Genomic DNA, 26839 nt, shown 5'->3' on the forward strand with positions numbered 1-26839 from the left:
CCGCATCGACTGATGGAGCGCAGTGACATGACACAACGATGGTTGATCACCGGCAGTTCCCGTGGCATGGGGCGGGCCCTCGCGCAGGCCGTGCTGCAGCAGGGGCACCGCCTGGTGGCCACGGCGCGAGATCCGTCCCAGTTGCACGATCTGGTTGACCATGGCGACGCCGTGCGCGTGGTGGCGCTGGATGTCACCGATCCGGTTGCTGCCGAAGCGGCAATCCAGGCGGCCGTCGAGGCGTTCGGTGGTCTCGACGTACTCGTGAACAACGCCGGCTACGGGAACGTCAACTCCGTCGAGGACAGCTCACTCGAGGATTTCCGCCGTCAGATCGAAACGAATCTGTTTGGCACCATCATCATGACCAAGGCGGCGATCCCGCTGATGCGGCAACAACGCAGTGGCCACATCATCCAGTTTTCCTCCGTCGGCGGCCGCGTCGGCGCACCTGGGCGCGCACCGTACTCTGCCGCGAAGTGGGGTGTCGAAGGGTTCTCTGAAGTACTCGCGCAGGAGATGGCCCTCGTCGGCGTCCGCGTGACGATCATGGAGCCGGGCGGGTTCCGCACCGACTTCGCGGGCGCATCGACCTCGCTCGCGGAAGGTCGCCCGGAGTACGACGCCGTGGTCGGCAATGCTGCGCGCATGCAGCGCGAGTACGACGGTCGTCAGCCAGGCGATCCGGCACGAGCCGCGCGGGCCATCCTCGCCGTCGCCGCAATGGAATCACCTCCGTTGCGGCTTGCCCTAGGCAGCGATGCAGTGACCGCGATCGAACGCGTCGAGCATGCGCGCCTGGACGAACTTGCACGATGGCGAGAACTCAGCATTTCCACCGACTTCCCCCGCTGAACCACCACCCCACGAAAGGAGATCGACATGAAATACCTGCTTGCCGCACTGGCCCTGGGCGCCGCCTCGCTGGCAGCGTCGGCCGCTTCCGCACAAACCGCCAAGCCCACGGTCGTACTGGTGCACGGTGCGTTCGCCGAGGCCTCCAGCTGGGACGGCGTCATCCGCATCCTGCAGAAGGACGGCTATCCGGTCATCGCCGTCGCCAATCCACTGCGCGGTGTCGCGAGCGATGGCGCGTACGTGGGAGATGTCGTGACCAGCATCGGCAAGCCGGTGGTGCTGGTCGGCCACTCGTATGGCGGAAGCGTGATCACCGAGGCCGCTCGCGGCAAGGCCAACGTGAAAGCGCTGGTATACGTGGCTGCGTTCGCGCCCGATGCAGGTGAGACCGCGGCTGGGCTGTCGGGCAAGTTTCCGGGTAGCACGCTTGGTCCTGCCGTCGCGCCGCCAGTGAAGTTGGCGACGGGGGGCAACGACCTGTACATTCGGCAGGACAAATTCCACCAGCAGTTCGCGGCGGATGTGCCGAAGACGGACGCCGCGCTGATGGCCGCCACGCAGCGTCCCATCACCGAAGCCGCGCTCAACGAGAAGTCGGGCGAGCCCACGTGGACGGGCATTCCTTCGTGGTTCGTCTATGGCGACAAGGACCTCAACATCCCACCGAAAGCCCTGGCGTTCATGGCCGAGCGTGCGAAGTCGCGGAAGACCGAAGTGGTCGCGGGCGCATCGCACGTCGTCATGATCTCGCACCCTGACGTCGTTGCACGCCAGATTGAGCGCGCTGCGGAAGCGAAGTAACCCCCCTCACGCTTTGCTTCCCGCGTAGCCCCGGATCTTGTGTCCGGGGCTTTTTTTCCTGGCCGGTTCGCGAGAGAAGGATGCAGGCGGAGCGGCGGCGGGTACAACCCTCGTCACGGGGGGCCCCCTGGACGGACACGAACGCAGGTGCAGGGCAGCTCAATCCGTACGCGCTTCCGTGGGCTGCGCAACGTGCCTGCCCAGATCGAGTTCCACCTCAGACCGCGTCTGGAGCCCGGCCGCCAACAGCCTCGACATTCGCGCCTTCGTTTCCGGCCGGGCCACGGAGCGGAAGAACTCATCCAGGGCAGGGGGAAACAATGCGTCGTCGGGAAGCGAGGTTTCATCGACGAGTCGCTTCGCGGCAACCAGCGCTTCCTTCTCGAATCCTGCGATGCGCCGTGCGAACGCGTCGACGAACGCGTCAAGCTCGTCGTCGGGCAGCGCCCGGTTGACATAGCCGTAGCGCTCGGCGAGGTCACCGCGGAAATCGTCCGCGCCAAGAATCACCTCGAGCGCTCGTCCGCGCCCGGCGAGACCGGCGAGCCGGACCATCGGATTGCCGCCAGGCACCGCACCGACGCCTACTTCGAACTGGCCAAGGAACGCCTTCTCCGCGCTAGCGAACCGCATGTCGCAAGCGAGCACGAACTCGCTTCCCGCGCCGCGGGCGCGGCCGCGTATCGCAGCAATCGTGACGACCGGTACGCGGCTGATACGCACCAGCACGTCGAGCCATGGGTGCATGCCGGTCGGGCCCAGCGGCATCGCGGCCGTGCGCGCCTTGTCGATGAGCACGTCGTAGTGGGCCATGAAGAAGTCGGGATCCGCGCTCGCGAATACGACCACCTTGACCGAAGGATCCTGCTCCAGCGACGAGATGAGGTCGGACAGCTGCGTGATGGTGTCCAGGTCGATCAGGTTGATCGGCGGGTTGGAGAACTCCGCACGCCAGTAGCCCGGTGCAGGTTGCGTGACACGAATCTGCTCGCGCATGGGACGCCTCGCTTCGCCGACGTGGAGCGGCGGATGCAGGCAGGTTAAGGAGCCAGGCGCGCTCGACGGAAGAGCACGAAGGTATCGGTTCGCACGCATGAATGCGGCGCATTGCACGAAGGTATCGGTCGACACCTTGGTGCAATCGACGATCGCGCGCCTCACTGTTGAGATGGCTCGTACACACCGTACACGGGAAACCGGGTCATGAAGAATCGTGCAAGAGCGCATGCGGTCGCCGTGGTTGCGTTGATGTTCGCCATGGACGCGCTCGCGCAGCCCGCGCGATCGCTGGTCGTGCCGTACGAGAACGAACCGCCGCCGAAGCTCACCATCGACCCGCCGCTTCCCGGCCCGCTTGCGAAGGGCGTCGCGTTCATTCCGTATCGCGTGGAGAACCTTCGCATCCTCCCCGTGGGTGGCGAGCCCGCACGCCGGTTGTCGCCGCGCGTCGGGCATCTCCACATCACGCTCGACGATCTCCCGTGGCAATGGGCCGATTACGGCGGCAGCAGCACGATCATCCTGGTCAACCTACCCAAAGGCCGGCACAAGGTCCTGATCGAAGCGGTGGACCCGGAAGGCGGACTGCTCACGTCGCAAAGCATCACCTTCGACGCTCCCGGCAAGTAGCCGAACTCATTAGAGGATCAGCCATGAAACGCACGACGAGGATTTCCATCGCAGTGGCCACGGCCGTGCTCGCGATCGTGGGCGGCGCGGCTTTCTCCGCACAGGACAAGTACACGCTGAAGTCGCCTGGCGGGATCGCCTTCGCCGATTTCAAGGGGTACGAGGACTGGGCCGTCGTCTCTTCTGCCCGTACCGACGAAGTGCTGAAGGTGATTGTCGCCAACCCGACCATGATCAAGGCTTACAAGGCCGGCGTGCCGAAGAACGGTCAGCATTTTCCAGAAGGCTCGAGAATCGTGAAGCTTCAGTGGAAGCCGAAGAAGAGCACCGACGCTCCGTTCGTCGTGGACGTGCCGGATGTCTTCACCCAGGCGTTCGTGATGGAGAAGGACAGCAAGCGCTTCCCGAAGACCGGTGGCTGGGGATACGCGCTGTTCAACTACGACGCGCCGTCGGACACGTTCGTCGCCGATCCGGCCCCGGCCGATTGCGGCCAGGCCTGTCACGTGAAGGTGAAGACGAAGGACTACATCTTCCACCCCTACCAGAAGCGTTGAGGAGCATCGCCATGTTCACCGTTCGCGTGTTGCCGCTTGTGCTGGTTTCGATGCTCGCCGCGTGCGGGCGCCAGGAATCCGTCCCGCCTGCCGTCCAGTCCGTTTCTGCATCCCAGACACCGGCGACGGAGGCGTCCGAGCCCGGCACGCCTGCCGTCGTTCCTTACGCCAACATGCCGAAGATCGCCCCCATCGGCGTGCGCATCGACAAGCATCTGGACGTGCCCGAATCCGCACGCGGCCCAGCGATCGATCCGGCAAAGGGTTATCGGTTGCAGGACCTAGGCGATGGCCTCTATATGGTCACTGAAGGCGCCTACCAGTCGATGTTCCTGGTCTACGACAAGGGCGTGGTCGTCGTCGACGCACCGCCGACCTACGCCGCGAAGCTGCCCGCGGCGATCGCGGAAGTCACGAAGAATCCGATTACCCATGTCGTATACAGCCATTCGCACAAGGATCACATCGGCGGAATGCCGACCCTTGGTGGCAAGCCGATCATCATTGCGCAGGAGGAAACCCTGCGGCTGCTCAAGCGCGACAACGATCCGGATCGACCGTTGCCGACGGTGACGTTCAAGGACGCCTACACACTTAACGTGGGTGGGAAGAAGCTGGAGCTGTCCTATCACGGCAACGGACACGAGCCCGGCAACATCTTCATCAGCGCGCCGAAGCAGAAAGTGCTGATGGTCGTGGACGTCGTGTTTCCCGGCTGGATGCCGTGGCGCAGGTTCGCCGTCGCGCAGGACGTGTTCGGATCGATCGCGCAGGTCGACAAGATCGGCTCGATGGAATGGGACACGTTCGTAGGCGGGCACGTCACGCGCACGGGCACGCACGCAGACGTGGCCGTGCAGGCCGAGTTCTATCGGGACCTGAAGGCGGCCGCCGGCAAGGCGCTGTCCACGACGAAGCCGGGCGAGGGAGTGAATCCGCAGGATCTGAACAACCCCTGGGCCGTGTTCGACGACTACATCGACCGCGTCGTCGTGCAGTGTGTCGACACGCTGACGCCGAAATGGCAGTCGCGCCTCGGCGGTTACGACGTCTATATCTGGGACCAGTGCTACTCGATGGAGCAGGCGCTGCGCATCGATTGAGGCCTCATACGTCCGCGCGTGGCGAAGGCTGCCGGCAGACCCGTGCAGTCCGGCAGTGCGCCACGCCGGACGTTCCTCGAGACGGCGCGGTCGCGGTCAACGGCCGGGCGGTTCGCCGCCTGGTTCCAGTACGGCCGCCATCTTCACCAGGTCCGGCACCGATCGCGCATGCATCTTCTGCATCACCCGGCCGCGATGTGCCTTCACCGTGATCTCACTGATGCCCAGGTGTCCGCCGATCTGCTTGTTGAGCAGGCCCGTCACCACCAGCGCCATGACCTCCCGCTCGCGTCGCGTAAGCGATGCATGGGCCTGCTGCAGCGAATGGACCCGTTTCACATCGTCCAGTGACGCAGCGCTTCGCTCGAGCGCTCCGCGGATGCAGTCGAGAAGCTTGTCGTCGTCGATGGGCTTGGTCAGGAATTCGATGGCACCGGCGCGCATGGCGCGCACGGTCATGGGGATGTCGCCATAGCCGGAGATGAAGATGATCGGCATGTCGGCACGGTCGGCGGCGATGAGTGCCTGCAGGTCGAGGCCGTTAATGTCGGGCAGGGTCACGTCCAGCACGAGGCACGACGGGAGAAGCTCCCTCGGGTGCGCGAGGAATTCCCCTGCGCTGGCAAATGTCCTGGGTACCCAGCCGGCGAACCTCACCAGCGATTCGAGCGCCTCCCGAACCGAGATGTCGTCGTCCACGATGAACACGATGGGGGGAGCATCGTTCACGAAAGCCACCTCGTCAGAGTCATGCGCCTCGTACCCGGTTGAATAATCCTTCCTGCGAACCGATGCAACAGCTTTGCTGTTCATCGCCCCTGAATCGCCACTCCCACCGCCTCCAGCAGAACCTCGCCGCCGAATGGCTTGAACAGGCAGTCGACGGCGCCGCGCGCGATGAGCTCACGGCGGATGTCGGCGTCGATCTGCGCGCTCATGAACACGATGGGGATGCGGATGCGGCGGCGGGACAGCTCTTCCTGCAGCGCCGGTCCCGACATGCCGGGCATGTAGACGTCCAGCACGAGGCAGTCCACGCGGCTGGACGCGGCGCTCGCGAGGAAGGCCTCGGCGCTCTCGAACACGTCGGTGTCGTACCCGCCGGTTCGGAGCAGATCAGGGAGGGATTCGCGGACGGACTGGTCATCGTCCACGACCGACACAAGTGGCCGAACGGTCATCAAAGTCCATCCGCGTCGTGCACAAGGCCCCCGCGGGTCTGACCGATCTTCATGCCGGATCCTCCGGAATGCGCTCCTGCGACGAGGATGCACCACTCCGGAGTCGGATTCACATGGTACTTAGGTGTCGGTTTCCGTGGCGGGACGGGCTATTGCGGCTCCCGACCGGCGGTCGATACCTAGGTGTAATCGCCCGAGCCGCCCCTCTGCTGTTAGATCGAAGCTCCCCACGAACCCAGGTGAACGACGTGAACGATCAGGAGAGGAAGCTTCTCTACACCGGCCGTACCCACACGGTAGGCGGCCGCGACGGCGGACACGCGAAGAGTTCCGATGGCGTCCTGGAGGTCGGCTTCTCAACGCCGGGCACCCACGGCACGGGCACCAACCCCGAGCAGCTGCTCGCGGCCGGCTGGTCCGCATGCTTCATCGGAGCGATGGGCATCGCCGCTCGAAAGATGCGGGTCACCTTGCCCCCCGACACGGCGATCGATGCCGAAGTGGACCTCCGGCTGGGCGACGACGGCTATTCGCTGGCCGCGCGGCTCAACATCACGCTGCCCGGGCTGGAGCGCGACGTCGCGCAGGCGCTCGCCGACGCGGGACACGAGACGTGCCCATACTCCAAGGCACTCAAGGACAGCATCGACGTCACCATTCACGTCGTGTGATCGCCACTGCGCGCGGCCACGCCGCGGTGGCATGACTATTGCGTGCTGGCGCAAACGCATAGCACGCGAATGATCGGGGCGATGCACGGATTGCCATCGTCGTGACGCGACGGGTAAGGTCCAGTGGCACGTCGCCCACTCCCGTGGAGGCGGCGATCCGGTGGCCGGAGGTCCTTGATGACCCAGACGACCCTGCTCGACGCCGACCGCGAGGGCGCCGATGGCGACCTGCTGTGGGACGACGGCGAGCGGGGCTTCCATCGTCGCCGTCACGAGGCCGAGGACGGCAGCGTACTGGATTGCATTGCGGTGGTTCCGCTCGATGAGCGGCCCTCTGCCTCGGTCATCGCGCGGCTCAACCACGAACATGCGTTGAAGGCGCAGCTCGATGGCGAGTGGGCGCTGCGTCCGCTCGACCTGGTGCGGGAAGGTGGGCGCATGCTGCTCCTGCTGGAGCACCAGGAAGGCATTCCGCTGGAGCGGCTGCTGGACGGTCGACCGATGCCGCCGCCGCGCTTGCTCGCGATCGCGGTGTGGCTGGCCGACGCCATCGGTCGCCTGCACGCGACCGGCCTGGTCCATCGCGACATCAAGCCTGCAAATGTCCTGGTATCCGAGCGGGAAGGGCGAGTGTGGCTGATCGGGTTCGGCGTCGCCTCGCGCCTACCGCGCGAACGCCAGTCGCCGGATCCGCCGGAACTGATCGCGGGAACGCTGGCCTACATGGCGCCCGAACAGACCGGCCGCATGAACCGGTCGGTCGACTCGCGCAGCGACCTGTACTCGCTTGGGGTTGTCCTCTACCGGATGGCGACGGGCGTGCTCCCATTCACTGCGTCGGACCCGATGGAATGGGTGCACAGCCACATCGCACGCGCGCCCGTTCCTCCGCGCGATCGCGTGGCTGACGTGCCAACGGCGATCTCCGACATCGTGATGCGATTGCTGGCCAAGACACCGGAAGGCCGCTACCGCACGGCGAAGGGCGTCGCACACGATCTGCGCCACTGCCTCGCCATGCTCGAACGCGGCGAAGAGGCAGACGCGTTCTCCTTGGGCGAACGCGATCATCCCGACCGGCTGCTCATCCCGGAAAAGCTCTACGGCCGCGAGATAGAGATCAACCGGCTGATCCATGCATTCAACGATGTCGTGACCGGCGGGGCGCCGGCGCTGGTGCTGGTCGCGGGCTACTCCGGCATCGGCAAGTCGTCGGTCGTCAACGAATTGCACAAGGTGCTGGTGCCGCCGCGCGGACTGTTCGCTTCGGGCAAGTTCGACCAGTACAAGGCGGACATTCCGTATGCGACATTCGCACAGGCATTCCAGCAACTGGTCAGGCCGCTGCTCGGCAAGCCTGAGGAGGAACTGGGCCACTGGCGCGAGGCATTCGCCAAGGCACTGGGCGACAACGGTGCGCTCGTGCTCGAGCTGGTGCCCGAGCTCGCGCCGATCATCGGGGAGCAGCCGCCCGTTGCCGAACTGCCGGCGCAGGAGGCACAGAGGCGGTTCCAGACGATGGTGCGACGGTTCATCTCGGTATTCGCGCGTCCCGAGCATCCGCTGGCGCTGTTCCTCGACGACCTGCAGTGGCTCGATTCGGCGACGCTCGATCTGCTAGGCGACCTGCTCACCGCGGATGACCTGCGCCATGTGCTGCTGATCGGCGCCTATCGCGACAATGAAGTGACCGCGTTGCATCCATTGGCGCGCAAGCTGGAAGCGCTCGCGCACGTAGGCGCCAATGTCACCACGGTGACGCTGCCGCCTCTGGCGCGTCACCACCTGCAGCAACTGGTCGCAGAATCGCTGCACGAAGATGCGGCTCACGCGGGGCCGCTGGCCGCACTGGTTCATGCGAAGACGGCGGGCAACCCGTTTTTCGCGATCCAGTTCCTCCATGCGCTGGCGGAGGAAGACCTGCTCGCGTTCGATCATGCGACGAGCCACTGGTCGTGGAACCGCGAACTCACACTCGCCAAGGGTTCTTCGGACAACATTGTCGATCTGATGGTGCGCAAGCTGTCCCGGCTTCCGCCGCGAACGAGGAAGGCGCTGCAGACCTTCGCCTGCCTCGGTAATGCCACGACCATCGAAACGCTCTGCGTGATCAACGCGGCCTCCGCACAGGAGGTCGAAGCGGACCTCTGGGAGGCGCTGCGACAGGAGCTGGTCTTCCGCCACAACGGGACGTACCGCTTCGCCCATGACCGGGTACAGGAAGCGGCGTACTCGCAGGTGCCGACGGGCGAGCGCGCAGCGGCGCACCTGCGCATAGGGCGGCTGCTGGCGGCACACACGCCACCGGAGCGCCTGGAGGAAGTGATCTTCGAGATCGTGAACCAGCTCAATCGCGCGACGCACCTGCTCGACTCGCACGACGAACGCGTGCAGCTGGCCCGCTTTAACCTCATCGCGGCGCAGCGTGCGCGCGCCGCGAGCGCGTACGTGTCCGCGCTGAACCATCTGCGCGCTGGTCGCACGTTGCTTGAGGAACAAGACTGGCAGCAAGAGTACTCGCTGGTCTTCTCGCTCGAATCGCTGATGGCCGAATGCGAGCTGATGACGGCCGAGCTCGCTGCGGCAGAGGGCCGCCTGGAGATGCTTGCAGGCCACGCACGGACGCGCCACGACTTCGCGGTCGTGACCCGGCTGCGCCTGACGCTGTTCACCACGCGCTCGCGCGGCGACCTGTGCGTGGAGGTGTTTCTCGACTACCTGCGTCGCAACGGTACGGATTGGCCCGCGCGACCCTCGCACGAAGACGTGACGCGCGAGTACGACCGCATCTGGACGCTGCTCGGCGACCGGTCCATCGAAGAGCTCGTGGATTCACCACTGGCGACTGACCAGGACGTGCTGGACATGCTGGACGTGTTCACCGAGATCGTGACGCCAGCTTTCTTCTTCGACGAGAACCTGTCGTCGCTGGTGCTGTGCCGCATGGTCAATCTCAGCCTGGAGCACGGGCCCTGCGATGGCTCCTGCTTTGGATTCGTGTTCTTCGCCACGTTCGCCGGGCCGAGGTTCGGCAACTACCGCGACGGCTACCGTTTCGGCCGCCTCGGGTACGACCTGGTGGAGAAGCGCGGGCTGAAGCGTTACCAGGCGCGCACCTACATCGTGTTCGGCAACATGGTCGTGCCGTGGTTCAAGCCGTTCTCCAGCGGCCGCGACCTCATCCGCCGCGCGTTCGACACGGCATTCAACATGGGCGACCTGACGTTCGCCGCCTACAGCTGGGATGCGCTGATCACCAACTGCCTCTCGGCAGGTGATGAACTCGCAGGCATCCAGACCGACGCCGAGAACGGCCTGGCCTTCGCGCACAAGGCCGGCTTCGGCATGGTGGTCGACCTGTGCGCGGCGCAGGTGGGTTTGATCCGCATGCTCCGCGGCCTCACCCCGACATTCGGCACTTTCGACGATGCGGACTACAACGAGGCACAGGCCGAAGCGCACCTCACTGGCAGTCCCGTGCTGGCCCTGGCGACGTTCTTCTACTGGACGCGGAAACTGCAGGGCCGCTGGTTCGGCGGTGATATCGATGAAGCGGTCCGGGCGGCCGAGAACGCCGACCGCCTGCTGTGGACATCGCCCTCGCAGCTGGAAACCGCGGATTTCTTCTTCTACGGCGCGCTCGCGCACGCCGCGCAGTGGCATCGCGTTCCGGTCGAACAGCGGCAGGGCCATCTGGACATCGTCATCGCCTATCACCGGCAACTGGAGATCTGGCGCGACGACTGTTCGGTGGAGAACTTCGAGAACCGCGCTGCGTTGGTGGCCGCGGAAATCGCACGGATCGAGGGGAGGTGGCCGCTGGCACAGGAGCTGTACGAACTTGCCGTCCGCTCGGCAAGCGTGAACGGCTACGTACACAACGAAGCGGTTGCCTGCGAATGCGCGGGCCACGCGTTCCTCGCACGAGGGCAGGAGCGAGCCGCACGCGGCTGGCTGCGCGATGCGCAGGAGTGCTACCGCCGCTGGGGCGCGGGCGGCAAGGTGCGGCAGCTGGGGCGATTGCACCCGTGGTTGGAGGCGGCCGGCAGCAGTACGGATGCGACGAACACGCTGCTGGCTCCCGTGGACCAGCTGGATCTGGCAACGGTCATGCGCATCTCGCAGGCCGTGTCATCCGAGATCGCACTCGACCGACTCATCGACATGGTCATGCGCGTGGCAATCGAGCATGCGGGCGCTGAGCGTGGCGTGCTGATCCTCCCGGCAGGCGGGGGCTTTCGCATCGAGGCCGAAGTGGTCACCCGTAGCGACGCGGTCGATGTTTCGTTGCAGCGGGCCGAGCTGTCGCCACAGCGGCTTCCAATGTCGGTGTTCCAGTACGTCGTGCGGACGAAGGAAGCGTTGCTGCTGAACGATGCCGGCAACCAGGGCGGGCCAGATGCCGAACCTTACTTCGCCGATAACGCCAGCCGATCGATTCTTTGCCTTCCGCTGCTGAAGCAGGCGCGCATGACCGGCGTGCTGTACCTGGAGAACCACCTTGCCGCCGATGTCTTCACGCCATCGCGCCTGGCCGTTCTGAAGCTGCTGGCGTCGGAAGCCGCCATCTCACTGGAGAACGCGCGCCTCTATGAGGAGCTCCAGGAGCGCGAGGCGAGGGTGCGGCGGCTGTTCAACTCGAACATCATCGGCATCTTCATCTGGAACCTCGACGGCCGGATCCTGGACGGCAACGAAGCGTTCCTGCGGATCGTCGGTTACGACGCGGCGGATTTGGCAGAGGGGCGCATGGGCTGGAAGCAGCTGCTTCCGCCGGAATGGGATCCTGACGACGACAGCATCATGGAGGCCATGCTGGCCACCGGCGTCGCGCCGCCGTTCGAAGGCGCATACATGCGCAAGGACGGCAATCGCGTGCCGGTGCTGATCGGCGCCGCGCTGTTCGAAGGCGCGCCGACGGAGGGCGTTTCCTTCGTGCTGGACCTGTCCGACCGCGTCGCTGCCGAAGCCGCCGCCAAGGACAGTCTGCGTCGCTACCACGACGCGCAGCTGCGCCTGGCCGATGCCAACCGCGTTGCGAGTATCGGCCAGCTGTCGGCGTCGATCGCGCACGAGTTGAACCAGCCACTGTCCGGGATCATGACCAACGCCTCGACGTGCCTGCGCATGCTGGCCGTCGATCCTCCAGCGGTGGACGGTGCCGTCGAGACGGCGCGCCGCACCATACGCGATGCCAACCGCGCCTCGGAAGTCATCAAACGCCTGCGTTCGCTGTTCAGCCGCAAGGAGACCAGCAACGAACGCGTCGATCTGAACGAAGCGGCGGGCGAGGTCGTGGCGCTGGCCACCAACGCGCTCGTGCGTAACCGCGTGACGCTCAAGTGCGAATTCGCGGCCGACCTGCCGCAAGTGACGGGTGACCGCGTGCAGTTGCAGCAGGTCATCCTCAACCTGCTGACCAATGCATCCGACGCTATGGGCGGACTCGAACCCGGGCGGCCGAGGCAGCTTCTGATCCGCACGTGGCATGAAGGCGACAACGCGTGCCTGAGCGTGCGCGACACCGGCATCGGCCTGGACCCGGAACTGCTCGAGCGCTACTTCGAGGCGTTCTACACCACGAAGGCCGAGGGGATGGGAGTCGGGTTGTCCGTCAGCCGCTCCATCATCGAACGCCACCACGGCCACCTTCGTGCGCTTGCGAACGAGGACGGCGGCGCCACGTTCGCCTTCGTGATCCCGCTCGACATCCCGGAAGCGACCTGACCGTCAGCGGGGCAGGGCGTCCAGAAGCGCCGCCGTATCGAGGATCGCATGCGCGTAGGTCGGCCCGTTGAGCTCATGGGCCGCGTGCATCAGCTCGTGCGAGTACGCGGCAGTCGCGTCCCGCACGAGCGTCACGTGATAGCCCAGCTCCATCGCGAAGCGCCCTGTGGATTCAATGCAAGAGTTGGCCAGCAGGCCGATGATGACCACGTGGCTGATTCCGTGCTGCTTGAGGCGCATGTCGAGGTCGGTGTTCGCGAAGCCGCTCTGTCCCCAGTGCTGCTGGACGACGACATCGCCCTCGCGCGGCACGAAGTCCGGATGGAACTCTCCACCCCATGTTCCCTTGGCAAAGCTGTGGCGCTTCATGATCGCCTGCTGCGTCGGGTTGATGTGGCGCCAGCCCTCGTAATCGCTCGGCTCCCATTGGTGGTGGGGCACGATGAAGATGCGGATCCCCGCCGCGCGAGCGGCGGCGTGGATCGCACGCAGGTTGTCCAGCAAGCCCACTTCCTCGGCGACATCCTTCAATCGCGGCCAGGCAATGCCGCCGTCGGAAAGGAAGTCGTTGTAGGGATCCACAAGCAGAAGCGCCGTGGTGGCATGTTCGTATCGGGTCTGGGACATGGTCCTGCTCCGGGCATGGGCATGCGGTTCAGCCGTTCTTCTTCTTGCGCAACGCGAAGCGTTCGATGCTGGCGGCGAAGAACGGGGTTTCCTGCTTGTTGTGCGCCGTGCTCACTGGCTTGCGCTGTTCGCGGAACAGCTCGAACGGAATGCCCTGCCGCGCGAGGTAGTCGGTGAACGCCTCGGTGGGGCGGGTACGCACGTGGTTGGTGAACGTGCAGCGGCCCTCATCCAGCGGCTCCACCTTCAGCTCCCACATGACCTTCATGCTCGTGCGGCCCGACGTCGTGAACAGGTCGGACACGGAGTCGAGGACGAGGTGATGGGGTTCGGCGACCTGCTCGACATAGTGCTGCACCATGGGCACGCCACCGATCACTTCCACGTTGATCGACATGCGGCGGCCGTCCTCGGACGTGGTCGCGCCCGCGGCGAAGTGGCACGGCGAGCAACCCTGGTACTCCTTGTCGGGCAGGCTGAAGGCCCACGCGGGAATGTCGATGGCATCGATCGGCGCGTTGATGATCGCCGAGAAACTCGAGTCGACGATGATTTGCTCGTCCATCTGGGTCACCTCGTTGTGGGGAGTGGCGGTATGGTCACGCTACGCCCGCAGTTGCGCGGTGGAAATCGTACGATGGTGTCGATTCGTCGCGCCCGCATCGTCGAATCACGTCGTCGGGATGCGCGTGGCCTCGAAGCGGTTCAACACCGCGTGCGTGAGGTAGATGCACAGCAGCATCGTGCAGACGGCCACTAAGACCGACACGAACCGGTAGAGGGAGATTCCGTACAGATCCGCCGACGGCCTGAGCTGACCGACCAGCACCGCGACGGCGGTGGCGGCGCTGAGACCGACGGCCGATCCCGAGTTCTCCCGCACGTGCAGGGTCGCGAACAGCGTCACGCCCGCGGCGTAGAGCGGCAGCAGGAGCAACACGCGCGTGACATGCGTGTAGAGCAGCAGCTGCATCGCCAGTACGTACGCAGAACCCAGCAACGTACCAGCCACGCGCGTGCATGCGGCCCAGCGTCCACCGGCAAGCGTCATCGGGAACAGCACCAGCACGGAGGCCGCCTGGGCCGACAATGAGTCGCTCAGGTCCACCACCTGGAAGGCAACGTAGGACGCGGTGGCGCAGATCGCGCCGAGCAGCATTCGGTGGCGGATCAATGCCGGCGTCTGGTCGACGATCCGCGCCGGCAGCACGCGTCGTTCGGGCAGCCAGATGTACACGATGGTCGAGAAGAGGACCGATAGCAGCGTCGCAAGGACGTGCGCCGTGTACAGCTCGCGCGGGACGATCTGCGAGTACGTCGCCAAATGCACCAGCAGTGACGTGGACAGGATCGTCAGTGCATGGAAGAGGAAGCCGCGATCCAGCGCCATCATGCGGAAACATCGGGCCGCCACCGCGAAGAACAGCAGGGTTGCGAGCACGGGCGACAGCTGCGCCAGCAGGACCAGCACGTTGGCGATCGCGATTCCCGCCGCGCTGCTGGCGACGAACTGCAGCACCGCGCGCACGTTCAATGCCGGTACCAGCCCTACCAGCACGATGGGGTAGAACGCGAAGAACGCACCATATGGCCAGCCGAGGAGCTTCGCCGTCGCCAGCCCTGCGACGCTGGCGAGTGCGATGCGGCGCGCATGCCGCCAACCGTCTTCGGTCAATGCCGCAAGGCCTGGACGCGGGGTGCTTTCGGCGGCCGCATCAGTAGACATAGTGGAGCGCGCTGATGAGGCGGATCTGCACGTGGCCCAGCCAGCGCGACAGCCCGTGATCGCGTGGGTGCAGCTGCACGGTGGCCCGTGCGCCGGTTATGAGCGTTGCCGGCGGTGCGTCGATCAGGCGCAGGTTCACCCGGACGCGCTCGGCGTCGCGGACCCACCGGTCGTTTTCCTCCGGCGCCGCGAGGCCGCCGTCCGGATCGATCTGCCCATGCGCGACGCCCGCATCCAGCGAAGTGACTTCCGCCAGGAACAGGCGACCGGGCAGCGCATCGAACGCGACCTCGGCCGGTGTGCCGGGACGCACGCGCAACAGCGACTTCTCCCGGAAGTCGGCGAACAGGTTCGGTGCCGTGCTCACCAGTGCGAGTTTCGGCTCGCCGGCCTGGGCATACGCGCCGGCTTCCAGCCGCATGTTGCTGACGATACCGGGCTCGTGCGCGACCACCTGTGCCCGATCGAGGTCCAGCTCCGCCCGCGTCAACGTATTGCGCGCGCGACGAAGGCGGAGGCTGCGATCGCCCTGGTCACCCCGCTGCACCTGCGCGGCATTCAGCGTGGCGTGCGCGACGCGAACCTGCGCGGAAGCGACGTCCCGACGCGCGAGGGCCGCATCTACGCTCGCGCGCGAGACGTAACGATCGCGCTCGAGATCGCGGAACCGATGGAGTTGGCGTTCCGCGTCTTCCAGCTCGCTGCGCGCGCGGGCCACATCGGCGCGCGCCGCAACGATGCCGGCGTCCAGTTGCGCGTTGTCCTGCGAGGCCTGCTCGACCTCAAGCCGCGCTTCGTCGACGTTCGCGACGTAACGGTCGGGGTCGATGCGAAACAGCAGCTGGCCGCGCTCGACGCGCTGGTTGTTCGCCACGCGCACGTCCACCACGCGTCCGCTTACTTCCGGCGCCACGCGGGTCACGCGATACGTCAGTCGTGCGTCCGGCGACACCGGCATGTGGATGTCGGCCGCGACGTAGTAGGCGAAGATCGCCGACGCGAGCACCAGCGAGACCAGCATCCACACGCGGAAACGGACGTCGGGACTCATGATGACTGCGGGTGCCGGTACGCCCGGCGACATGACCTGTGCGCACGTTACGTGCGCGCGTCAACGCGGGCCATCATACGAAGGTGTCGGGACGTGGCGGCTGCGTCGGGCGTACGCTCGCCGTGTGCCCGTGCAGATGTGCCGGGCTACGCCGTCCTCCTTAAAGAGGTGCGCCATGGCCGAGAGCGAACCGCGTGGCATTCGCCGCTATTCATATCCCGCCGGCGGCTGGGGCGCGTTGCGCGCGACGGCCCGGACGATACGCGAGCAGATGGACGCGCCAGACGCCGCTGCGACGTTGCTGCGCACGAACAAGCCTGACGGTTTCGATTGCCCCGGCTGCGCCTGGCCCGACAGCCGACACGGTTCGAGCTTCCAGTTCTGCGAGAACGGCGCGAAGGCGGTCACGTGGGAGGCGACGAAGAAGCGCGTGCCGGCTTCCTTCTTCACCGGGCATACCGTGGCGTCGCTGCTGGAGTGGAACGACCACGCGTTGGAGGATCTGGGCCGACTTACCGAGCCGATGGCCTACAACGCGGACAAGGACATCTACGAAGCCATCGGTTGGGACGCGGCCTTCGCGCGCATAGGCGCATTGCTGCGTACGTTCGATCCCGATGCGGTCGAGTTCTACACCTCCGGCCGCACTTCGAACGAAGCGGCCTTCCTCTACCAGATATTCGCGCGCGAGTTCGGGACCAACAATTTCCCCGACTGTTCGAACATGTGTCACGAAGCGACCAGCGTAGGCCTGCCGACGTCCATCGGCATAGGGAAGGGCACCGTGTCGCTGGAAGATTTCGACCACTGCGAGCTGATCATCGCGATGGGCCACAACCCCGGCACGAACCATCCGCGCATGATGGGAACACTGCATGAAGTGGCACGCCGGGGCGCACCGATCATCGCAATCAACCCGTTGCGGGAGCTGGCGCTGGAGCGCTTTGCCGACCCACAGGATCCACTGGAAATGGCGACGCTCGGTGCGACGGATATCGCGTCGAACTACCTGCAGCCGAGGGTTGGTGGCGACGCGGCCGCGCTTCAGGGGATCATGAAGGCGTTGATCGAGATGGACGACGAGGCAGGCCCGCAGGCAGGCGTACTCGACCATGCGTTCATCGCTGCGCATACCAACGGTTTCGAAGGGCTGGCGGTGGATCTTCGCGCGAAGCGCTGGATCGATATCGAAGCCGTATCGGGCCTCCCGCAGGCGCGCTTGCGCGACGTCGCGCGGGCGTACGCCGCATCCAGCGCGACGATCGTGACCTACGGCATGGGGTTGACCCAGCACAGCACCGGGACGCACAACGTCCAGCAGGTCGCGAACCTGCTGCTCCTGCGCGGGAACTTCGGCAAGCCCGGCGCCGGGATCTGCCCGCTACGGGGTCATTCGAACGTGCAGGGCGATCGCACTGTCGGGATCACGGAGAAGCCAGGCGCGCAGATGCTTGCGCGGATCGAGCAGCGATTCGGTTTCGTTCCGCCGGCCTCGCATGGACATGATGCGGTCGCGGCGATGAAAGCCATTGTTGACGGGCGATCGAAAGCGCTGGTGTGCATGGGCGGCAATCTCGCGGTCGCATTGCCCGATCCCGAAGTCTGCCTGCCGGCGATGCGTCGCCTCGAGCTCGCCGTTCATGTCGCCACGAAGCTCAATCGCACGCACCTGCTCGTGGGTCGCCACGCGTTCCTGCTGCCGTGCCTGGGGCGTACGGAACTGGACGAGCAGTCGAGCGGGCCGCAGGCCGTCACCGTGGAGGATTCGATGTCGATGGTGCACGCCTCGCGCGGCCGCCTGCCGCCTGCGTCCGGCCTGCTGAAGTCCGAGCCTGCAATTGTGGCCGGCATCGCGTCGGCGACGCTGCCGGAGAGCAAGGTGTCCTGGACCGAGCTGGTGGCCGATTACGACCGTATCCGCGACGCAATCGAAGCGGTGATCCCGAGTTTCGAGGCCTACAACGCGCGGATCCGCGAGCCTGGCGGATTCAGGCTTCCGTTGCCGCCGACGGAGCGGGTCTGGAAGACGCCTTCCGGGCGCGCGGAGTTCCTGGTTTTCGATGGCCTGGTGGAAGACGCTGCCGCTGGCGATCCCTCCGTGCTCACGCTGACGACCGTCCGCAGCCACGACCAGTACAACACCACGATCTACGGCTTCGACGACCGTTATCGCGGCGTCTTCGGGCGACGCGACGTGGTGTTCATGAACGAGGACGACATGGCATCGCGTGGCATCGCGCATGGCGATGCCATCGTCGTGGAGACGGCGTTCGGCGGGGCAGGCGAGCGCGTACTGCGTGACGTGATCGCGGTGGCGTACCCGATTGCGCGCGGGTCGGTGGCCACCTATTACCCAGAAGGCAATTGCCTCGTCCCGCTGGACCATGTCGACCGGGCGAGTGGCACACCGTCGTACAAGTCGGTTCCTGTGCGCATCCGCCGCGATTCGAACGTCGGCTGACGACTTCGGCATCCTTCGCGTTCACTCCATCGTTGCGCACCATGCGATGCGTGTGATCGCGCGTGTCGCAATGATCGTTTGCGCATCGCATACGAAGGTATCGGACGACACCTTCGTGTAATCGACCTTGCGCTGCGTCCTTGGTGTGATCTTCCACGCGCATTGTGCATGGAAGACCTTGGCGCCGGCTCCGGCCGGCGCACCTCTCCCCACCGAGGAATCGCCATGATCGCCAGACCCTCCACGCACGCGTTGCGACGCGGCGCGATGTCCGCACCGCGGATGCAGAGCTCCGCGACCACCGTTCGGGCCTTGTCGACCCGCCTTTGCCTGCTCGCGCTTCCGATGGCGGCGTTGCTCGCCTGCCGCGTTGCAGTCGCCTCTCCCTACGAAGAGTCCGCCATGAACACCACGACCGCAGCAACCGCGAGCGCATCGGCCGCCACGAGCGCCGCCGCCCAGGATCAGTCGATCCGCCCGTTCAAGTTCCATGCGACGCAGGAACAGCTCGACGACCTTCGCCGGCGCGTCAAGGCAACGAAGTGGCCGGACAAGGAAACCGTCGGCGACCAGTCGCAGGGTGTGCAGCTGGCAACCCTGCGCAAGCTCGCCGAGTACTGGGGCAGCGAGTACGACTGGCGTCCGTTCGAAGCTAGGCTGCAGGCGCTGCCCCAGTTCGTCACCAACATCGACGGCGTCGACATCCACTTCATCCATGTGCGTTCCAAGCATGCGGGCGCGCTGCCGGTGATCGTCACGCACGGCTGGCCGGGTTCGATCGCCGAGCAGATGAAGATCATCGGACCGCTGACCGACCCGACCGCGCATGGCGGCAAGGCGAGTGATGCGTTCGACGTAGTGATTCCCTCGCTTCCCGGCTACGGATTTTCTGGAAAGCCGACTGAAACCGGATGGGATCCGATCCGCATCGCCCGCGCCTGGGTCGTGCTGATGAAGCGCCTGGGCTACAACCGGTTCGTGGCGCAAGGCGGTGACTGGGGCAATGCCGTCACCGAACAGATGGCTCTGCTGAAGGCGCCGGAACTGATCGGCATCCACACGAACATGCCTGCAACCGTGCCGGCGGACATCGAGGCGGCGCTACAGGCGCGCCAGCCGGCGCCGGCGGGATTGTCCGCTGACGAGAAGCGCGCGTATGAGCAACTCGACTACTTCTATCGCCACGGCCTGGGCTACGCGCAGGAAATGGCGGGGCGCCCGCAGACCCTGTACGCCATCGCCGACTCCCCGGTCGGCCTGGCGGCGTGGATGCTCGACCACGACGCGACCAGCCTGGCGCTCATCACGCGCGTGTTCGATGGACAGCCCGAAGGGTTGTCGCGCGACGACGTGCTCGACAACGTGACGCTGTACTGGCTCAGCAATACCGCGGTGTCGTCCGCACGGCTGTACTGGGAAAGCAAGCTCGCATTCTTCGCGCCGAAGGGCGTGCCGATCCCGGTGGGCGTGAGCGCCTTCCCCGACGAGCTGTACCAGGCACCCAAGAGCTGGACCGAGCGCGCCTATCCGAAGCTCATCCACTACAACCGGCTCCCGAAGGGCGGCCACTTCGCTGCGTGGGAGCAGCCGGCCGACTTCGTGGACGAGCTTCGGGCGACCTTCCGTCCGCTGCGCTGATGCCGGGTCCGTCCCAACAGGAGCCATGACATGAAACTGCACACGCTCGTCGCAGCGATCCTTGCCGGAAGCCTCGTGTTCGCCGCGCCCGCCCGGGCACAGAAGGCGTCCGGGTCCAGCGTCGCCCTGAAGTCCGCCACCGACGCGGAGGACCAGGTCCGTCTTACGCGCGTCACGCCCGAGTACTGGCGCGTCACGTTCCACAACCCGCCTTACAACATCTACGGCCCGAAGACGATGCCGCAGTTGAACGAGGTCGTCACGGCACTGGAAACCGATCCGCGCGTGCGCGTGGTGGTGTTCGAGAGCGACGTGCCCGACTTCTTCCTCACGCATTACGACTTCGTGCCGCCCCTGACCGACACCACCGGTTTGCCTGATGGCGCCACCGGACTGCCCCCCCTCCCCGACATGCTGGTGCGTATCAGCAAGGCGCCGGTGGTGTCGATCGCTTCCATCCGCGGCCGCGCGACGGGCGTCGGCAGCGAGCTCGCGCTGGCCAGCGACATGCGCTTCGCCAGCCGCGAGAAGGCAGTGCTGTCGCAATGGGAGATCGCAGCCGGCCTGGTGCCGGGCGGCGGCCCCATGTCGCGGCTGCCACGCCTGGTGGGGCGTGGACGTGCGCTCGAGGTCCTGCTGACCGGCAATGACATCGACGGCCCGACCGCCGAGCGTTATGGCTACGTCAACCGCGCATTGCCCGACGCCGAACTCGATGCGTTCGTCGAGACGATGGCGCGCCGCATCTCCCGCTTCGACAAGCAGGCCATCGCGGACATAAAGCGGATCGTGGACGACAGCAGCCTGCCGTCGAACGAGCAGATCGGCGCCGAATGGGCCGGCTTCATCAACTCGGTGCAGCGGCCCGCTGCGCAGCAACGCGTGAAGCAGTTGATGGAACTGGGCCTGCAGCAGAAGCCGGACGTCGAGAAGCGCCTGCCCGAGTACACGGGCAAGCTCGGCGGCACCGCGGATTGAGTCGGGCGGGCAGGGCGGACATGGACACCCGGACGAAACCGCTCCTGCCGATGGTGCTCGCAGCGGCGCTGTCATGGACGAACAGTGCCGCCGCGCAAAACGTCACGGATGGCAGATTCGACGATCGCATCACCGGAGACTGGGGTGGCGCCCGGACGCAGCTCTCGCAACGAGGACTCGACATGTCGCTGGCGTACATCAACGAGTGGTTGCACAACACGTCGGGCGGCGAACGTGACGCGACCGCGTGTGCGGACCAGTTCGCGCTGGCCTTCGATGCGGACCTGGACACCATGCTCGGATGGCGCGGCGCGTCCTTCCACGTCCTGGTCACCAACCGCAACGGCCCGCAGCTGGACGCCAGGGCCGGCCTTGGCACGCTGCTGGAGACGCATGAGATCTACGGCCGCGGCCACTACACGCGACTGACGCGGTTCTACCTGCAGCAGGCGTTGTTCGACGACCGCCTTGTGTTGAAGCTCGGCCGCAGCGACGTCGATTTCTTCCCGCTGTCGTGCGAGTTCATCAACATCAGCTTCTGCGGCGCGTTGCCGGGCTACCACAGCAACGGCTGGTACACGTGGCCGATCGGCCAGTACTTCGCCAACGCAACCTTCCGGCCGACGGCGCGGACCTATGTGAAAGTCGGCGCCAACGATGTCAATCCGCGCAACCTCGAGGGCGACCAGAGCCTGCGACTACGTACGCCGCACGACGACAACGACGGCGTGCTGGCCAACCTCGAGGCGGGCTGGCTACCGGTGCTGGCGGGCCGTCTGGACGGCGCGTATCGCGTCGGCGCATGGCGCAACAGCGTGGACCAGCCGGACCTGTTGCTCGACACACAGCGGCAACCGGTGCCGGTGACGGGCGGCGATCCTCTGATGCGCACACGTTCCGACGGCTGGTACGCCATGGCGCAGCAGGCGCTATGGACGAACGGCACCGGACGCTCGCTGACGATGTTCGCCAACCTCTCCAAGTCCGACCCCGACGTGGATCGCGTGGATCAGGTCGCGTCGATTGGTCTGTGGCTGCACGCGCCGTTCGCCAGACGACCCCATGATCGCCTCGGCTTCGCTGTCGGCCAGAACCGCGTGAGCGCGCAGGCGCGGGAGTCGGAACGGCTGTCGAATACCGCGACCGGCACAGACGGCGCGCTGCCGCACAAGGAAACACCTGTGGAAGTGAACTACCAGTTCGCCATCGCGCGCGGGCTCTGGCTGATGCCGAGCGTGCAGCACGTACGCAACCCAGGCGGGCGCGACGAAAACAACGATGCGCTCGTCTGGGGCCTGAAGTTGAGCGCGATGTTCTAGACAGCGACACAGTGCGTCACATGTCGCCATTCGAACCTGCCACGGAGATCGTCATGGACAGTTACAGAAACAGCAGTGCCGACAACATCGATGAGGACCGCCGCCTGATCGTGGGCGTTGCAGCCCTCGGCGCGATCACCGCTCCCTTCGTCATGGTGTCGAGCGCTAGCGCGCGTGCACGTGCCCAGGCGGCGTCGCCAAAAGTCGGCAGCTCCAGCGTGGCCTCCGATTTGTTGGGCCCGCTCAAGCACGTGCGTGCCGGCGTTCTGGACGTGGCGTACATCGACCGCGGTCCGGCCGACGGCCCGCCGGTACTGCTGCTGCATGGATGGCCTTACGACATCCACAGCTACGAAGAAGTGGTTCCGCTGCTGGTGGCAGCGGGGCATCGCGTGATCGTTCCGTATCTGCGCGGTTACGGAGAAACGCGGTTCACCTCCGCCGATGCGACGCGCAATGGACAGCCGGCGGCGCTCGCCGACGACGTCGTCCAGCTGATGGACGCATTGCATATCGGCAAGGCGCTTCTGGCCGGTTTCGACTGGGGCGCGCGCTCGGCGGCGATCGTCGCGGCGCTGTGGCCCGATCGCGTGAGCGCGCTGGTCTCCGTCAGCGGATATCTGATCGGAAGCCAGCAGGCGGCATTAACCCCGTTACCGCCCGCCGCGGAGCTGCAGTGGTGGTACCAGTTCTACTTCGCGACGGAGCGCGGCCGTGTGGGTTACGAGCAGAACCGTCGGGACTTCGCGCGCCTCATCTGGAAGCTCGCCTCGCCGCAGTGGGCGTTCGACGACTCGACCTTCGAGCGCACCGCGGCGTCGCTGGAGAATCCCGACCACGTCGCGATCGTCATCCACAACTACCGCTGGCGACTCGCATTGGCGCAGGGCGAGGCGCGGTACGACGACATCGAGCGGCAGCTGGCGGCCGCGCCGTCGATCTCCGTACCGACGATCACCATCGAGGGCGATGCCAACGGCGCGCCGCATCCGGCGCCTGAAAGCTACGCCAAACGCTTCACGGGACCGTACGAGCATCGCCTGTTCACCGGTGGCATAGGCCACAACCCGCCGCAGGAGTCCCCGAAGGACTTCGCGAAGGCGGTGATTGACGCGGCGCGCATCGGGCCGGCGTAACGGTGGTGTGTGTCGAAACGTATCCGCCGCGCGGACGGATACATCCGCGACACGAAACCGGCGATACGCGAAACAGATGGGATACACGCGGGGCGTGAACTGCGCGCACGCCGAAGCCGCAACCGGTTCCGGCGTCGAGCGATGCCACCCGGTGTCGCGACAACGGCAGGAGCGTGCCATGACCATCGCGCAACGCAATCAGCGGAGCCGCTTCCGCGGCCCGCATCGCATCCGTCGAAGGGCGGACGTCGTGGTATCGGAACCGGAGGGCGAAGGATGATCGAGTACCTACTCGCAGCCGCTGCAGGCGTTGCGACCGTGCTGTCGCCCTGCATCCTGCCGATCCTCCCGATCGTGCTCGCGACGACCGCCGGGCAATCGCGCAGCCAGCCGTTGCTGATCGTCATCGGATTCACGGCGACGTTCGCGGCGGGCGGCATCGCGCTCGGCACGCTGGCCGGATCGTCCGGACAGGCCCAGGACGCGATCCGCACGGGCGCGATCCTGCTCCTGCTGCTCGCCGGCATTGTTTGCGTCTGGAGCCGGCCATTCGACTGGCTCACGGCACGCGTGCAGGGTCTGCTCGCGCCGTTCTCGAACGGCGCGCCTGGCGCGCTGCAAGGCGTCGGTCCAACCGGTCCGTTGCTCATCGGCGCGTCGCTCGGCGTGGCGTGGACGCCCTGTGCCGGGCCCGTGCTCGCATCGGTCCTTGCACTCGCTGCGAGTGCACAGGCTCCGGGCAAATCCACCGCGTTGCTCGGGCTCTACGCGATCGGCGCGGGCGTGCCGATGCTCGCCATCGCCTACGGCGGGAACTGGGTCTCCTCGCGGTTGACCTCGTTGACGCGTCGCGCCGATCTGCTTCGCAAGGGCTTCGGAGTAATCGCGATCGCGGTCGCCGTGCTCCAGCTTCTTCATTACGACATCGCATTCACCGCATGGGCCACGCAGTGGCTGCCTGCGGTCTCCACCGGACTTTGAATCATGATCAAGCAAACCATCAGCGTTCTCGCCGCCTGCCTGCTCGCCGTCGCGTGCAGTAGCGGGGCACAGGAAGATCCGCGCGAGCCGTCGAGCGAAACGCCGGAGCTCGCCACCGGCGCGCCGGAGTTCACGGGTATCTCCCATTGGCTCAACAGCGATCCACTGACCATGCAGCAGCTGCGCGGCAAGGTGGTGCTGGTCGAGTTCTGGACCTACGACTGCATCAACTGCATCCACGTGATGCCTCATGTGAAGCAGTGGCACCAGCGGTACAAGGACCAGGGACTGGTGGTCGTCGGCGTGCACACGCCCGAGTACGGCCACGAACGCATCCTCGACAACCTGCAATCGGCCGTGAAGCGTTTCGGCATCGAGTATCCGGTCGCGCAGGACAACGGCTACCACACCTGGAACGCGTTCGGGAACCGCTACTGGCCGGCGCTCTATCTGATCGACCAGCAGGGACAGATCGTCTACCGCCATGCGGGCGAGGGCGATTACGACACCACCGAGGCACAGATCCAGCGCCTCCTGCGCAAGAACGCGACAGGCGCGTGAGAACACAGGAGACCACCCCATGACCACGCAAGACAAAGGCACGGCACTGATTACCGGCGCATCCGCCGGCATCGGCGCCATCTACGCCGACCGGCTGGCCCGCGAAGGCTACGACCTCGTCCTGGTTGCACGCAGTGCAGACAGGCTCGAGCAACTGGCGAAACGAATTTCCGAGACGACCGGGCGCACGGTCCGGACCATCGCGGCCGACCTCACCCACACGCAGGACCTGGAGTGGGTGGAGGAGGCGCTGACCACCGACGCGAGGATCTCGATGCTGGTGAACAACGCGGGCGCGGGATCCACAGCACACCTCCAGGACCTCGATAACGCCAGCATCGAACGGATGATCGCCCTCAACGTCACCGCGCTGACACGCCTCGCGCGCGCAGCCGCGACCGCGTTCGTCGCGAGGGGAGGGGGCACCATCGTCAACATGGGCTCCATTCTCGCCGTGGCACCGGAAGTGCTGAGCGGCGGCGTCTACGGGGGCACCAAGGCGTATGTGCTGGCGTTCTCGCAGTCGCTCCTGCACGAGTTCGGCGACAAGGGCGTCCGCGTCCAGGTCGTCCTTCCGGGCGCGACGGCCACCGATTTCTGGGAGCTATCCGGAACGCCGGTCGAAGCATTGCCGTCGAACATCGTCATGAGCGCCGACGACGCGGTCGACGCTGCGCTGGCTGGGCTCAAGCTCGGCGAGTTCGCCACGTTCCCGTCGCTCCCGGACATCAACGACTGGAATGCGTTCGACAGTTCGCGTCGCGCGTTGCTGCCGGGGCTTTCACGCACAACGCCGGCGCCACGCTACGGCACCGGCGGATGAACGCGCGCGACGCCCTGCGCTCTGGCAGGCTGGGCGTCTCCCCACACGAAGCAGGCGCCCATGGACCGCATCGAAGCGATGAAGATCTTCATTGCCGCGCTGGACGAGGGCAGCCTTGCCGGCGCGAGCCGCAAGACCGGCAGATCCGCGGCGGCGGTGAGTCGCGCCGTCGCGTACCTGGAAGCGCACGTTGGCGTGCCGTTGTTGCACCGGACGACCCGTTCGATCCGCCTGAGCGAAGCAGGCGAACGGTACTCGGCGGCGTGTCGGAAGATCCTCGCCGATCTGGATGAGGCCGACCGCCAGGCCGCGGGCGAACGCTCGGTGCCGCGAGGAACGCTGACCATCAGTTCCACCGTGTTCGTGGGAGTGGAAGTCCTTCGTCCGATCGTCGACGCGTTCATGAGCGAATTCCCGACGGTGAACGTGCGCATGTACCTGCTGGAGCGTCCCGTGAACCTGGTGGACGAAGGCATCGATGTGGCGCTTCGCATCACGCACCTGTCGGATTCCACGCTGGTGGCGCAGCACATCGGCGAAGCGCGGCGCGTTGTCGTGGCGTCGCCGCGCTATCTCGCTACGCACCCGCGCATCGACGAACCGGGCGACCTGGCGCGCCACTCGATCGTCACGATGCAGCACATGGGCCTGGATTCATGGAGCTTTCCTGCCCCGGAAGGCTCGACCGTCCCGCGCTCGGTGGCGTTCGTGCCGCGGTTGGTGGTCAACAACGTGCAGGCGGCGGTGGGATCTGCCGTGGACGGCAACGGCGTGACGCGGCTGCTTTCTTACCACGTAGCAGGCCAGGTGGAGCGCGATGAACTGCGGGTGATCCTGCCTGAGTTTGAACCGGCGCCGCTTCCCATCAGCCTTGTGTCGCCGTATGGACGCCTGTCCGTGCCGAAGGTGCGGGCGTTCGTCGATTTTGCTTTGCCGAGGCTCAGGGCGCAGTTCGCCCGCTCGACGCTGGCATCGTAGGAGACGATTCCACCGTTTCGCGGAAGAATGTCT

Annotated in this window: 23 protein-coding genes; 16 read left to right on the forward strand and 7 right to left on the reverse strand. The window is 66.0% G+C overall.

Features of this window, described 5'->3' with window-relative positions; all coding sequences use genetic code 11:
• The first annotated feature begins 12 nt into the window (after positions 1-12).
• Together FOF45_RS15580 and FOF45_RS15585 are read left to right on the forward strand one after the other, a co-directional pair.
• A complete protein-coding gene (locus tag FOF45_RS15580; RefSeq protein ID WP_233264160.1) occupies positions 13-855 on the forward strand; it encodes an oxidoreductase in 843 nt (280 codons plus the stop codon).
• A 27-nt stretch (positions 856-882) separates the two neighbouring features.
• Entirely contained in the window at positions 883-1659 is a 777-nt protein-coding gene (locus FOF45_RS15585) for an alpha/beta fold hydrolase (RefSeq protein ID WP_158986446.1), read from the forward strand.
• A 159-nt stretch (positions 1660-1818) separates the two neighbouring features.
• Here FOF45_RS15585 and FOF45_RS15590 read toward each other — a convergent pair whose 3' ends face one another.
• The gene (locus tag FOF45_RS15590; RefSeq protein WP_158986448.1) at positions 1819-2655 is read right to left on the reverse strand and encodes an enoyl-CoA hydratase/isomerase family protein; all 837 of its coding nucleotides are present in this window, start codon (positions 2653-2655) and stop codon (positions 1819-1821) included.
• 207 nt (positions 2656-2862) lie between these two features.
• Here FOF45_RS15590 and FOF45_RS15595 point away from each other — a divergent pair, with 207 nt between their 5' ends.
• Genes FOF45_RS15595 through FOF45_RS15605 form a run of 3 tightly spaced genes read left to right on the forward strand, consistent with a single transcriptional unit; the run spans position 2863 to position 4948 of the window.
• Positions 2863-3288, forward strand: coding sequence for a DUF6130 family protein (locus FOF45_RS15595; RefSeq protein WP_158986450.1), 426 nt, complete (start codon positions 2863-2865; stop codon positions 3286-3288).
• Positions 3289-3341: 53 nt separating this feature from the next.
• On the forward strand, positions 3342-3845 hold the full coding sequence (locus FOF45_RS15600; RefSeq protein WP_199244503.1) for a cytochrome P460 family protein: 504 nt from the start codon (positions 3342-3344) through the stop codon (positions 3843-3845).
• 11 nt (positions 3846-3856) lie between these two features.
• Positions 3857-4948: an MBL fold metallo-hydrolase gene (locus FOF45_RS15605; protein WP_199244504.1), complete on the forward strand. Its 1092-nt coding sequence runs from the start codon at positions 3857-3859 to the stop codon at positions 4946-4948.
• Between the two features lie 96 nt (positions 4949-5044).
• On the opposite strand, the gene FOF45_RS15610 is transcribed toward FOF45_RS15605, so the two are convergent.
• Positions 5045-5761 carry a response regulator transcription factor gene (locus FOF45_RS15610; protein WP_158986454.1) on the reverse strand — a complete coding sequence of 239 codons (717 nt, stop codon included), beginning with the start codon at positions 5759-5761 and terminating at the stop codon, positions 5045-5047.
• Positions 5758-6102: a response regulator transcription factor gene (locus FOF45_RS15615; RefSeq protein ID WP_199244505.1), complete on the reverse strand. Its 345-nt coding sequence runs from the start codon at positions 6100-6102 to the stop codon at positions 5758-5760. Before FOF45_RS15615 ends, FOF45_RS15610 begins: the two co-directional genes overlap by 4 nt.
• 266 nt (positions 6103-6368) lie before the next feature.
• On the opposite strand from FOF45_RS15615, the gene FOF45_RS15620 reads away from it, so the two are divergent.
• Entirely contained in the window at positions 6369-6800 is a 432-nt protein-coding gene (locus FOF45_RS15620; RefSeq protein ID WP_325063862.1) for an organic hydroperoxide resistance protein, read from the forward strand.
• A 177-nt stretch (positions 6801-6977) separates the two neighbouring features.
• Positions 6978-12527 (forward strand): trifunctional serine/threonine-protein kinase/ATP-binding protein/sensor histidine kinase, encoded by a 5550-nt coding sequence (locus tag FOF45_RS15625; protein ID WP_158986458.1) that lies wholly within the window; start codon positions 6978-6980, stop codon positions 12525-12527.
• 3 nt (positions 12528-12530) lie between these two features.
• Here the strand turns inward: FOF45_RS15625 and FOF45_RS15630 are convergent, their stop codons facing one another.
• The 4 genes from FOF45_RS15630 to FOF45_RS15645 form a co-directional block, all read right to left on the reverse strand.
• On the reverse strand, positions 12531-13154 hold the full coding sequence (locus FOF45_RS15630; RefSeq protein WP_158986460.1) for a cysteine hydrolase family protein: 624 nt from the start codon (positions 13152-13154) through the stop codon (positions 12531-12533).
• A 28-nt stretch (positions 13155-13182) separates the two neighbouring features.
• A complete protein-coding gene (locus tag FOF45_RS15635) occupies positions 13183-13719 on the reverse strand; it encodes a hypothetical protein (RefSeq protein WP_158986462.1) in 537 nt (178 codons plus the stop codon).
• A 105-nt stretch (positions 13720-13824) separates the two neighbouring features.
• A complete protein-coding gene (locus tag FOF45_RS15640) occupies positions 13825-14829 on the reverse strand; it encodes a DUF2955 domain-containing protein (RefSeq protein WP_158986464.1) in 1005 nt (334 codons plus the stop codon).
• A 40-nt stretch (positions 14830-14869) separates the two neighbouring features.
• Positions 14870-15931: an HlyD family secretion protein gene (locus FOF45_RS15645; protein ID WP_158986466.1), complete on the reverse strand. Its 1062-nt coding sequence runs from the start codon at positions 15929-15931 to the stop codon at positions 14870-14872.
• Positions 15932-16106: 175 nt separating this feature from the next.
• Here FOF45_RS15645 and FOF45_RS15650 point away from each other — a divergent pair, with 175 nt between their 5' ends.
• The 9 genes from FOF45_RS15650 to FOF45_RS15690 all read left to right on the forward strand — a co-directional run bounded on the left by FOF45_RS15650 (position 16107) and on the right by FOF45_RS15690 (position 26806).
• Entirely contained in the window at positions 16107-18392 is a 2286-nt protein-coding gene (locus tag FOF45_RS15650) for an FdhF/YdeP family oxidoreductase (RefSeq protein ID WP_158987587.1), read from the forward strand.
• A gap of 402 nt (positions 18393-18794) precedes the next feature.
• Positions 18795-20030, forward strand: a complete 1236-nt coding sequence (locus tag FOF45_RS15655) for an epoxide hydrolase family protein (protein ID WP_199244506.1) — start codon at positions 18795-18797, stop codon at positions 20028-20030.
• 30 nt (positions 20031-20060) lie between these two features.
• Positions 20061-21008 (forward strand): enoyl-CoA hydratase/isomerase family protein, encoded by a 948-nt coding sequence (locus tag FOF45_RS15660; RefSeq protein ID WP_158986468.1) that lies wholly within the window; start codon positions 20061-20063, stop codon positions 21006-21008.
• A gap of 182 nt (positions 21009-21190) precedes the next feature.
• On the forward strand, positions 21191-22327 hold the full coding sequence (locus FOF45_RS15665) for a carbohydrate porin (protein WP_158986470.1): 1137 nt from the start codon (positions 21191-21193) through the stop codon (positions 22325-22327).
• Positions 22328-22380: 53 nt separating this feature from the next.
• Positions 22381-23463: an alpha/beta fold hydrolase gene (locus FOF45_RS15670; protein WP_199244507.1), complete on the forward strand. Its 1083-nt coding sequence runs from the start codon at positions 22381-22383 to the stop codon at positions 23461-23463.
• Positions 23464-23739: 276 nt separating this feature from the next.
• The gene (locus FOF45_RS15675; RefSeq protein WP_158986472.1) at positions 23740-24444 is read left to right on the forward strand and encodes a cytochrome c biogenesis CcdA family protein; all 705 of its coding nucleotides are present in this window, start codon (positions 23740-23742) and stop codon (positions 24442-24444) included.
• 3 nt (positions 24445-24447) lie between these two features.
• Positions 24448-25005, forward strand: coding sequence for a thioredoxin family protein (locus FOF45_RS15680; protein ID WP_158986474.1), 558 nt, complete (start codon positions 24448-24450; stop codon positions 25003-25005).
• 19 nt (positions 25006-25024) lie between these two features.
• Entirely contained in the window at positions 25025-25828 is an 804-nt protein-coding gene (locus tag FOF45_RS15685) for an SDR family NAD(P)-dependent oxidoreductase (RefSeq protein ID WP_158986476.1), read from the forward strand.
• 60 nt (positions 25829-25888) lie between these two features.
• Positions 25889-26806 (forward strand): LysR family transcriptional regulator, encoded by a 918-nt coding sequence (locus tag FOF45_RS15690; protein ID WP_158986478.1) that lies wholly within the window; start codon positions 25889-25891, stop codon positions 26804-26806.
• Positions 26807-26839 lie beyond the last annotated feature (33 nt).

This window comes from Lysobacter panacisoli, from assembly GCF_009765165.1.
Classification (GTDB): Bacteria; Pseudomonadota; Gammaproteobacteria; order Xanthomonadales; family Xanthomonadaceae; genus Lysobacter_J; species Lysobacter_J panacisoli.